Genomic DNA, 10474 nt, shown 5'->3' with positions numbered 1-10474 from the left:
GCTTCAACGTGTCCGCCGCCGGCGCCGCCGGCACGCTTGCGGGCGACCCGCGCGACTCCACGCGCTCCCGCGCGCTCGTGGCGTACACGAAGCTGGGCCTGCTGGCCGACCCCACCGACATGATCGCGTGGCGCAGCTGGTGCGGCTTCGACAACGCGCTGACGAACTCCGACGCCTGGATGGGCCTGCAGGACTTCGCCGAGGCCGAGGGCCTTACGCTGTACCAGGCGCTTCAGCAGGTGGGCAACGCCGGTTTCGGCGCGAAGGAGCCGTTCCTGCGCGCTCGCACGCTGGCCGAGAAATGGCGCTCCGGCCAGGACTTCCTTGAGAAGAACGCCACGCGCCGCGGCTTCGGCCTCATGAAGGCCATCGGCGCCGAGGGCATCAGCGAGTTCGAGGCCGTCGCCGCCGACATGGTGGGCGACGAGACGGCGAAGACCCTGCTCGAGCTCGAGCAGGCCGCCATCTCCGACCCGGTGTGGACCGAGGACCCGCATGTGGTGCACATCTGCCTGCCGCAGAACCTGTGCGGCACCGAGTACGACAACATGTTCGTGGTCGGCTGCATCGACGGCTTCTTCCCGCAGCGCAACGCCTTCGAGGTGATCAGCACCGACGGCGAGCGCAACCGCATCATGGACTCCGAGCGCCGCGACTTCATGGGCGGTGTAGCGAAGGCCAAGCACCTGCTGGTGCTGTCGCACTTCAGCAAGGCCGAGCTTGAGCTGGCCGAGCGCACGAAGATGCAGGTGGTGCGCGTGAAGAGCGAGAACGGCAAGCGCATGGCCATCGTGCGCCCGTCCTGCTTCCTGGACGAGGCCGGCGACGCCGCCCCCACCACCATGGGCGGCCAGGCGCTTCTGGCGGAGTACGGCCTGAACTAGGCTGCGATCGGATATGAGCGGGCTTTGCGCGGGAGCGCAGCCCCCCTGCGCGCGTTTCGGGTGGCTCCTTCCAAACTTCTGGGCGGTTTCATAGTCGATTCCATGGGCGATTTCGAGGATTTCCTTCAGGTTCACGGCAGCGCCGACCCCAGGGCAGCGCTTTCTAATCTTCTGGGCGGTTTTGAAGGCGATTTCGAGGAAATCCGGCTTTCGGCATAATTGTGACCTGGGGTTTTACGTCCAGCGGAGCAAAACAGCCCCTTCAAACCGCCCAGAAGTCCGGGAGTGACGGGCAAATCAGACCCATTATTCTGCAAAACCGCCCAGAAGATCGGGCCCCATGGCAACACCCGGTCGATATGCCGAAAACCAGGGTCAGAGTCAGAGAAAACCGTGCCACGCAGCCCCATTCGAAGACGCGTCCGAACATCGGATCTGCAGGCCGGTTTAAAGCGGCGCGGCAATAGCCGGTTTCTCCCTGCCAGCAGATTTCCCGAAATGTCCGGGGAACGTGGCTTTGCGCTGCCGTACAATCGGAGCAGTTTTCAGATGAGGAGTTGCATTATGGCCGTTATCGATGCGCATGCGCATATCTATCCCGACAAAATCGCCCCGAAGGCCGTGGAAGCCGTCGGGGACTTCTACAACGTTGGCATGTTCGGCGATGGCACCGCCGAGGGCCTGCTTACGGCGAAGGACCGCGCGCCCATCACGCATTTCATCGTGCACTCCGTGGCAACCACCGCGCACGCCGTCACCGCCATCAACGACTTCATCGCGAAGCAGTGCCAGGCGCACCCCGAGTTCATCGGCTTCGCCGCCATGCAGCAGGACTTCGAGGACCCTGCGGCCGAGCTGCAGCGCGCCGTTAAGCTGGGCCTGCGCGGCGTCAAGCTGCATCCCGACACGCAGAAGGTCGACATGGACGACCCGCGCCTCATGGAGGTGTACGCCATCTGCGAGCAGCTGGGGCTGCCCGTGGTCATCCATACGGGCGACTACCGTTACGACTACTCGCATCCGCGCCGACTGGTGAACATCCTGCGCACGTTCCCCGACCTGGTAGTGGACGCCGCGCACTTCGGCTGCTGGTCGCGCTACGAGGTGGGTTACGACATCCTGCACGAGGTGGCCATGAACGACCGCGTGTTCCTTGACGAGTCCAGCTCGCAGTTCTTCCTGGGACAGCGTCGCACGGTGGAGCTCACGCGCATGTGGGGCACCGACCGCATCATGTTCGGTAGCGACTTCCCCATGTGGGACCCCGCCGAAGAGTATCGCACCCTCACCACCGCCGGCTTCACCGAGGACGAGCTGGAGAACATCCTGTGGCACAACGCCGAACGCTTCGCCGGCGTAAAGGTCGGGTAGCAGGGCGAACGCCGCCGGACCGCGAACGTTCGGCTGTCGAGCCGGGCAAGCCGAACCCCGACTCTCAGCGAGCACCCTCAGCGCCCCGCACCGAGAGGGCAGCACGCGAATCGCTGCGGAAAGCAATGCATGGCAAAACGAAGGCCTCCCAAACGGGAGGCCTTCTTGTTATTCGTCTTCTGCTTGCTTGGGCTTCGGGGTGAGCACCAGCTTCACGCGGTCGATGCGGTGGCGGTCCATGCGCACCACGGTCAGCTTCGCCGTGGCCTCCTTGCCCTCGAGCGTCAGGCTCTCGCCCTCGGAGGGGATGCGATCGAGCACGTCCATGATCAGGCCGCCGAGCGTCTCGCAGTCCTCGGCGTCCTCGGGCGTGAAGCCGATGAGCTCCTCGAAGTCGCCCACAGCCATGCCGCCGTCAATCATCATGGTGTCGTCGGTGAGCTTCTTCACCAGCTCGCTGTCGGCATGGCGGTACTCGTCGTCGACGTGACCCACGATCTGCTCCATGATGTCGGTCATGGTGACGATGCCGGCCGTGCCGCCGTGCTCGTCGACCACCACGGCGATCTTCGTGGAGCCCTCCTGCAGCACCTGCAGCAGCTTCGCCACGGGGATGCTCTCGGGCACGGCCTCGATGGTGCGCACAGGCAGGTCGTCGATGGTGGAGCCCTTCTGCATCAGGTACAGATCCTTCACGTGCACGAAGCCGACGATGCGGTCCTTCGACTCGCGGCACACGGGATAGCGCGTGTACTTGTAGCGCGTGACCAGGGCCATGTTCTCCTCCAGGGAGTCCTCGAGGTCGATGCACACCAGGTCGGTTCGCGGGGTCATGATGGCCTCGGCATCCTTGTCGCCCAGGTCGAAGATGTTGTCCACGAACTCGTTCTGCTCGGGGTCGATGAGGCCGCTTTCGGTGGATTCGTCGATGAGCAGCTTGATCTCGTCACCCGTGTACACCTCGCGCTCGTTGGCTGGGTCATGGCCGGTCAAGCGCACCACGCCGTTGGTGATGCCGTTGAACAGGATCATGATGGGGTAGGTGATCTTGTAGAACGCCATGAGCGGGCCGGCCGTGAACAGCGCGTAACGCTCGGTGGCGAAGATGGCGAACGACTTGGGGATCAGCTCGCCAACCACCACGTGCAGCGTGGTCATGACGAAGTAGCCGATGGCGACCGCGATGACGCTGATCAGCGCCTCGGGCAGATGCAGCATCTCGAACAGCGGGCGGATGAGAGCGGAGAACGCGGGCTCGCCCAACCAGCCCAATGCCAGCGACGCCAACGTGATGCCCAGCTGGCAGGCGGACAGGTACTGGTTGACGTTCTCGGCAATGTGCATGGCGCTTTTCGCACCCTTCTTGCCTTGCTCGACGGCCAGCTCGAGCTGGGATTTTCGAACGCGCACCAAGGCGAATTCGGCGATAACGAAAAACGCGTTCATGGCCAGGAACAAAACGACAAGAATCAGGCTTAAGCCTATGTGCATAAAAGCGGGTCTCCTTATATCGGGTACATATCGAAGAGGCGGGCACCCGGCCCGCCTCCGAGCCGCCGGTAAACCGACGGCCTGCTAATCACGTAGCTCTTCTATTGTGGCATGCGAATCCGCACGCACGGGGTTCCTTTACGCTATATCCAAAAGTTAGGGCACGTTTTACGGAACCGTTACTTTTCGGAAGCCGCGGCCTTGATCGAGCCGATGTCGAAGCGAGCACGGCATCGGAAGCGGCCGCCTTGCGCAGCAGCGCCGAGCAAAGGGCCGCTATGCAGCCGGTTCGCCAGCCTTCGCGTCCGCATCGGCGGCAGGGCCCGCCGGACTATCGGAGCCCGCGGCCTTGACCTCCATGTCCCGGGGCAGCACCAGGTTGGCCACGACGGCAACCAGGAACACCACGGCCACGCAGTTCTGCGCGAACACGCTCTGCACCAGCTCGGGGAAGCACGAGAAGATCTCCGCCACCTGGGTGAAGCCCACGCCGATGGCCAGCGACAGCGCCGCGATGACGATGTTGCGCTGCGAGAAGCCCGCGGAGGCGATCATCTGGAAGCCCGCCACGATGATGTTGCCGAACATCATGATGGTGCAGCCGCCCAAAACGGGCTCGGGCAGGCTGCTGAACAGCGCGCTGATCACGGGACAGAACGCCGCCAGGATCATGATGCACGCGCCCGTGGCGATGGCCTTGCGGTTGACCACCTTCGTCATGGCCACCAGGCCGACGTTCTGCGAGAACGACGTGATGGGCATGCAGCCGAAGCAGCCGGACACCGCGGAGACGAAGCCGTCGGCGGCGATGGAGCCGGAGAGCTCCTTGTCGGTGACGTTGCGGTTCAGGCCCGTCTGGCACACGGCGGTGGTGTCGCCGAGCGTTTCAGTAGCCGACACCAGGAAGATGAGGGTGACCGAGATGATGGCGCCCAAGTCGAACTCGGGCGTGAACGGCATGATGGACGGTGCGGCGAACAGCTTGATATCGGAGAACGAGCTGAAGTCGACGGCGCCCAGGGGAATGGCCACGATATAGCCCACAACCAGGCCGAACAGCACGGACAAGTGCTTCTGCTTGCCCTTCACCAGGCATTGGAACGCCAGGCAGGCGACCAGGGACACCGTGCCGAGCAGCAGGTTGCGCGGGCTGCCGAAATCGGCCGCGCCGCTGCCGCCGCCGAACGACGTGGCGCCCACGGAAAGCAGCGAGAAGCCGATGGAGGTGACCACCACGGCGGCGACGATGGGGGTGATGAGCTTGCGCCAATACCGCGCGAACAGGCCCAGCACGCCCTCGATGCAGCCGCCCACGATGATGGCGCCCATGGCCGCGCCCATGCCGTAGGTTGCCACCACGCCCGCGAGCACGGTGACGAAGGTGAAGCTGATGCCCATGACGATGGGCAGGCCGCTGCCCAGGCGGCCGATGGGGAAGAGCTGAATGAGCGTGCCGATGCCGGCAACCAGCATGGCGGCCTGGATCATGCCTCCGGTGGAGACATCGTCAAGGCCGGCGGCGCCGGCGATGATCATGATGGGCGCCAGGTTGGCCACGAACATGGCCAGGATATGCTGGATACCGTACGGCACCGAACGAACGAACGGGACGTCACCGTCAAGCTTGAGCAGCTCGTCGTGATCGAAGGGCTTCATATGCAGGTTCATCGACGGAATTCGATCTCACCGGTTTCGGGGTTCATGGACTGCACGATGGCCAGCGACTCCAAGTGATAGCCGCGACGGCGCAGGTCGTCGCCGCCGGGCTGGAAGCCCTTCTCCACGGCGATGCCGATGCCCTCGACCGTGGCGCCCGCATCCTCGACCAGGTCGATAAGGCCGTTCAGGGCGCAGCCGTTGGCCAGGAAGTCGTCGATGAGCAGGACGTGGTCGTCGGCGCTCAGGAACTTCTTCGACACGATGACGTCGTAGATGCGCTGATGCGTGAACGACTGAATCTTCGTGGAGTACACGTCGCCGTCAAGGTTGATGGACTGGCTTTTCTTCGCGAACACCACCGGCACGTCGAAGTGCTGCGCCACCACGGCGGCGATGCCGATGCCCGACGCCTCGATAGTGAGGATCTTGTTGATGGGCGCGTCGGCGAACAGGCGCTTGAGCTCCTTGCCCATCTCGTTGAACAGGTTGATGTCCATCTGGTGGTTCAGAAAGCCGTCCACCTTCAGAACGCCTTCCGACTTCACCACACCGTCGCGCCTGATGCGCTCTTCAAGCAGTTCCACTTCTAGTCCCTCTTCCGATTCCTACCTATGCCATGCGGTTCGCGTTAAATGGAAACCGTTCCCGTGACCAGCAGGCCGATCGACACGATGGCCGCGATAAGGATGACGGCGGCGACCACGCGATCGAGCGTGTTGTCCAAGAACGGCTGGTTACGCTCCTTCTTGCCCTTGATATATACCAAGATGCCAGGAGCATACAGGATAGACATGAGCGTGACGCCCACGGCGCCGCTTGCCCACGCAAGGAACACGCTGTAGATGACGCCCAAAACGGCGAAGATGCGCCAAACGGGCACGGGAACGCCCAGCTTGCCCTTGAAGGAATCCGCCTCGGTGAAGGCGACCTTCGCGAAGTACGCGGCCGAAAGCAGGTACGGCAGCAAGATCATGCCGGCGGACAGCGCGTAGAAGAACTGGTACGTGCTCTCGGAGAACAGCATGATGACGAGGAACACCTCGATGATCAGGTTCGTGACCACCAGCGTGACGATGGGCGCGCCCTTCTTGTTCACGCGGGCGAACGATTTCACGAAGCCGCCCTGGGCCGCCGCCTCGTAGGGGCACTCGGCGGAAAGCACGGTGTAGCCGAGCATGGCGCCGACCAGGGACAGCACCACGCCGCCGTTGATGAGCGTGGCGCCCCACGGGCCAACCGCGCGCTCCATGACGCCGGCGAGCGCCGGGTTGGGCAGCTCGGACAGCTCGGAGAGCGGCATGACGCCCATGGACAAGGTGGAGACCAGCAGATAGATGGTGAGCACGCAGATGAAGGCGATGACGGTGGCCTTGCCCACGTCGCTGTCCTTCTTGGCGCGGCCGGAGATGGCCACGGCGCCCTCGATGCCGAGGAACACCCAGATGGTGACCATCATGGTGCCGCTGACCTGCTCGAAGAACGACAGGCCCTCCACCGAGCCGTGCGCCATGTTCTCCATGAAGATGTTCACGTCGAACTTCTGGAAGAAGATGATGGCGGTGAGCGCGACGAAGATGGGGACGAACTTGCTGATGGTGATGATCAGGTTGACGCCCGCCGCTTCTTTCACGCCGCGGCTGACCAGGAACGCGTAGAACCAGATGATGCAGCTTGCCACGATAACGGAGGCCAGGTTGTTGCCCGTGCCGAAGACGGGGAAGAAATACGACAGGGCGCCGCACAAAAGCGCGGAGAAGCTGACGGTGCACAGGATGGCGGAGATCCAGTAGCCCCACGCGCTGTTGAAGCCCAGGAAATCGCCGAAGCCGGCGGCGGCGTAGCTGTAGATGCCGCCCTTGAGCTGGGGCTTAAGGCGCGACAGGGCGAAAAACGTCATGACCAGGCACAGCACGCCCACGGCCGAGATACCCCAGGCCGTGAGGATGGCGGCGCCGCTGGCGCCATGGGCGGCCTGGTCGCCGGACAGCGTGAACACGCCGGCGCCGAGGATCAGCGTGATGACCGACGCTACTAGACGGAAAATGCCCAGCTTGCCGTGATGTTCCAAATCATGCAGCGCGCCGGATGCGGTTGCCACCGTGCCGGAAGCGGCCATAGAAGCGCCTGCCGCTTCGTTAGCGTTGTTCATCGAACCCTCCTCGTCAGAGCAAATAGTTCTCACCACTATACCCCACACGAGGCTCTGTAAAGGATTCGTATAGGATATTTTCCGATGCAAATGAATAATGCCTAAGGTGTATGCGCGGTTTTGAAAGACGCCATACATCGAGAAGACGGCGGCCCGAGGGAGCGACGACGGGCGCCGAAGTCGCACGGCCCGGGCGAGACGACGCCCCAACGGCCCAGTTGGCCGATGGGGCGCAAAAGCGGCGGCCCGAAGGAGACGATGCCTCGGGCCGCCAGGACGCCGCCCGGAAGCGGCGCCCGCTATTCGTAGGTCTGCTGATCGATGAGCACGCGCGACAAAGCCGGGCGATCGAGCACGCAGCCCAGGCCGCGCTCGTGGCCTCGGCGCTCGAGCGTGACCGTCCCGCGCTCCACCGTGTACGGGGGGTCGGTGACATCGACGTCGAAGTAACGCGAGGTGGCGCCGATGTCGCCCGCGTCGACCACGCCGGGCAGCATCTGGAACGCCGCGTGCATGCGCCGCGAGATGCCGGTGTCGTACATGCCGCCCATCCACACGCTCATGCCGCGCGCGTTGGCCATGCGGACGAACTGCAGCGCAGGCTGGATGCCGCCGAATTTCCCGATCTTGAGCGCGTAGCACTTCAGCTCCTGGTGCTTGAGCGCCTTCGCCAGATCGCTTGCGGTGAAGATGGACTCGTCCAGGCACACCGGCGTTTGGATGCGGCGCTGCAGCTGGGCCAGGCGCGCGAACAGATCGTGCGGGCCGTTGGCAGGCGGGCGGCGCGGGTCGAGGGGCTCCTCGATCCAGGCGATGCCCAGCGCGTCGAGGCCGCGCAGCACGTCAAGGTCGCGCTCGGTGAAGCTTTGGTTCGCGTCCAGCGATATGACCAGGTCGGGGAACGCCTCGCGCACCGCCTGCACGCAAAACGGCGCCGTACCCGGCGTCACCTTCAGCTTCACGCGCGTGTACCCGTCGTCCACGCAACGCTGCACGGCCGCCAGCGTGTCGGAGACCGATCCCACGGGCACGGCAGCCCCCGCCGACGTCGATGCGGGCAGGTCATCTTCAGGCACCTGCCCGCCGATGAGCCTCCACAGCGGCTGGCCGACGATCTTGCCGTACAGGTCCCACAGCGCCGGCTCGATGGCCCCGCGCGCCATGGGCAGCGCATCGGCGCCCGGGCACGCCGCCAGCAGGCCGTCGGCCTCGGAGGGGTGCAGGAACACCGTGTTCAGCACCAGGGGGATGAGCTGCTCCTGCAGGATGCGCAGGTCCTGGTCGAGCGTTTCCGGCAGATACCAGTCGGTGGGGAAGGCCGCGCACTCGCCCAGGCCCGTGCGACCGGCGTGGTCGACCACCTCCACCAGCAGCGATTCGCGGAACGACAGCGTCCCCTTCGCCGTGGCGAAGGGCTTGCGGAACGGCAGGCGGATACGGTACAGGTTCACGCGCTTGACCTCGATGCGCTGCTCGTAGAGCTTGCGCAGGGCAGAGCGGTCCACCTTGCCGATGCCCGTGCGCGGGAAGGAATCCAGCACGAACAGGTGCTTGGGCTGGTACACGCGCGACAGCTGGGACGCCACGCTGCGCGCCGCCTCCTGGGCGAATATTCGGTCGGAAACGGTGCGGCCGCGCTGCCCCGCGACGCTCGTGCCGACGGAGGCCGACAGGGGCCTGGGCAGGTCGTACGCCGCATCGCGCTCGATGAAGCCGACCGGGCGGCGGCCCCACTTCTCGTCGGGCGCGCCGAAGATGTACGCGTCGGCCACGCCGGGCACGCGCAGCAGCTTCTCGCGGATCTCGGCGGGGTAGACGTTCTCCCCGCCCGAGATGAACATGTCGTCGGTGCGCTCCTTCACGTACAGCTTGCCGTCGGGCGCGATGGCCGCCGTGTCGCCGGTGAGGAAGAACCCGTCGGCCGTGTAGGCGGCCCGCGCGTTCAGGTAGCCGGAGAACAGCCCGGGGCCGCGCACGGCAAGGCGGCCGAACCCGTCGGGGCCGGCGTCCACGATGCGCGCCTCATAGCCGGGAAGCAGCTGCATGCCGCCCGTGAAACCGGGCAGCACCAGGGAGTTCGCGATGTTGCTGGACGTCTCGGTCATGCCGTAGCTGGCGTACACGCGGGCACGCGCGGCCAGGGCGCTGCCGAGCGTCTGCGCGTTCAACGGGCCCCCGCCCAGCAGGATGCACACGTAGCGGCGCAGCTGATCGGCGTTCGGCGCCGCCAGCATGTCCTGCAGCATCTTGTCGACCACCGAGATATGGGTGGCGCCACGACGGGCGGCGTCGGCCAGCACGCGGCGGGCGTCGAAGCGCTCGTAGAGGATGAACGGGTTCGCGTTCAGGAAGCTGCGCACCACCATCTGCAGGCCGCCCACGTGGTACAGGGGCAGCGCCGCCTGCCACAGGCCCTCGCCGCGGCGGTTGAGCGCGGCGTTCGAAACCGCTGCCGAGCCGCACAGGTTGTCCCAGGTCAGGGGCACGGCCTTCGAACGGCCGGTGGTGCCGGAGGTGAACATGACCACCGCCACGGCGCCGTGGTCGAACACGTGCGCGCCGCGTTCGGCGAAATGGATGACGCTTTCCACGGCGTCCTGGCGCGCAACGTCCTCGCGACGGCGCGCCGCCGCCTGGCGGCCATGACCCGCGCGGCCGAGCGCGCGGGTGGTGCGGGCCTCGGCGGTGGCGATGTTGGTGCGGGCGGCGAAGGCCGTGCGCTGCGCATGGCCGCGACCGTGCGCAGCCGTCTCGGCGGTGCCGGTAGCCTCGTCGGCCACGGTTTGGAGCAGGTGTCCCGCGTTCGCCATGTCGACCGTGTAGGCGATAGTCATGGCACGGGATCGCTGCAGGTCGAGCAGGCGCGCCTGCTTCTCGGCGTCGGTCAGGCGCGTGTTCATGGTGATGAGCGAGAACCCGC

Annotated in this window: 7 protein-coding genes; 2 read left to right on the top strand and 5 right to left on the bottom strand. The window is 65.3% G+C overall.

The features are described from left to right. Both Q0H50_RS06290 and Q0H50_RS06285 read left to right on the top strand, forming a co-directional pair. On the top strand, window positions 1–884 hold an 884-nt coding region (locus Q0H50_RS06290), incomplete at its 5' end, for a hypothetical protein (RefSeq protein ID WP_366936643.1). 564 nt (window positions 885–1448) lie between these two features. Then, complete coding sequence (locus Q0H50_RS06285) at window positions 1449–2255, top strand: amidohydrolase family protein (RefSeq protein ID WP_294420602.1); 807 nt, start codon at window positions 1449–1451, stop codon at window positions 2253–2255. 168 nt (window positions 2256–2423) lie between these two features. Here the strand turns inward: Q0H50_RS06285 and Q0H50_RS06280 are convergent, their stop codons facing one another. The 5 genes from Q0H50_RS06280 to menC all read right to left on the bottom strand — a co-directional run. Next, entirely contained in the window at window positions 2424–3746 is a 1323-nt protein-coding gene (locus tag Q0H50_RS06280; RefSeq protein WP_294420600.1) for a hemolysin family protein, read from the bottom strand. A 276-nt stretch (window positions 3747–4022) separates the two neighbouring features. Further along, entirely contained in the window at window positions 4023–5414 is a 1392-nt protein-coding gene (locus Q0H50_RS06275; RefSeq protein ID WP_294420598.1) for a nucleobase:cation symporter-2 family protein, read from the bottom strand. Next, window positions 5411–5989, bottom strand: coding sequence for a xanthine phosphoribosyltransferase (locus tag Q0H50_RS06270; protein ID WP_294420596.1), 579 nt, complete (start codon window positions 5987–5989; stop codon window positions 5411–5413). Before Q0H50_RS06270 ends, Q0H50_RS06275 begins: the two co-directional genes overlap by 4 nt. 44 nt (window positions 5990–6033) lie before the next feature. Beyond that, on the bottom strand, window positions 6034–7554 hold the full coding sequence (locus Q0H50_RS06265) for a basic amino acid/polyamine antiporter (protein ID WP_294420593.1): 1521 nt from the start codon (window positions 7552–7554) through the stop codon (window positions 6034–6036). Between the two features lie 299 nt (window positions 7555–7853). Continuing rightward, window positions 7854–10474: o-succinylbenzoate synthase (menC, locus tag Q0H50_RS06260; RefSeq protein WP_294420592.1), on the bottom strand; the 2621-nt coding region annotated here is incomplete at its 5' end.

The organism is uncultured Senegalimassilia sp. (genome assembly GCF_934632265.1).
In the GTDB taxonomy this organism is placed as follows: domain Bacteria; phylum Actinomycetota; class Coriobacteriia; order Coriobacteriales; family Eggerthellaceae; genus Senegalimassilia.
Note: the sequence above shows the minus strand (reverse complement) of the source record. Positions and strands in the feature narration are given on the sequence as shown.

Bases quoted from the DNA above. Each gene is read 5' to 3' on its own strand.
- Q0H50_RS06285 (WP_294420602.1), top strand. From the start codon at position 1,449: ATGGCCGTTATCGATGCGCATGCGCATATCTATCCCGACAAAATCGCC.
- Q0H50_RS06280 (WP_294420600.1), bottom strand. From the start codon at position 3,746: ATGCACATAGGCTTAAGCCTGATTCTTGTCGTTTTGTTCCTGGCCATG.
- Q0H50_RS06275 (WP_294420598.1), bottom strand. From the start codon at position 5,414: ATGAACCTGCATATGAAGCCCTTCGATCACGACGAGCTGCTCAAGCTT.
- Q0H50_RS06265 (WP_294420593.1), bottom strand. From the start codon at position 7,554: ATGAACAACGCTAACGAAGCGGCAGGCGCTTCTATGGCCGCTTCCGGC.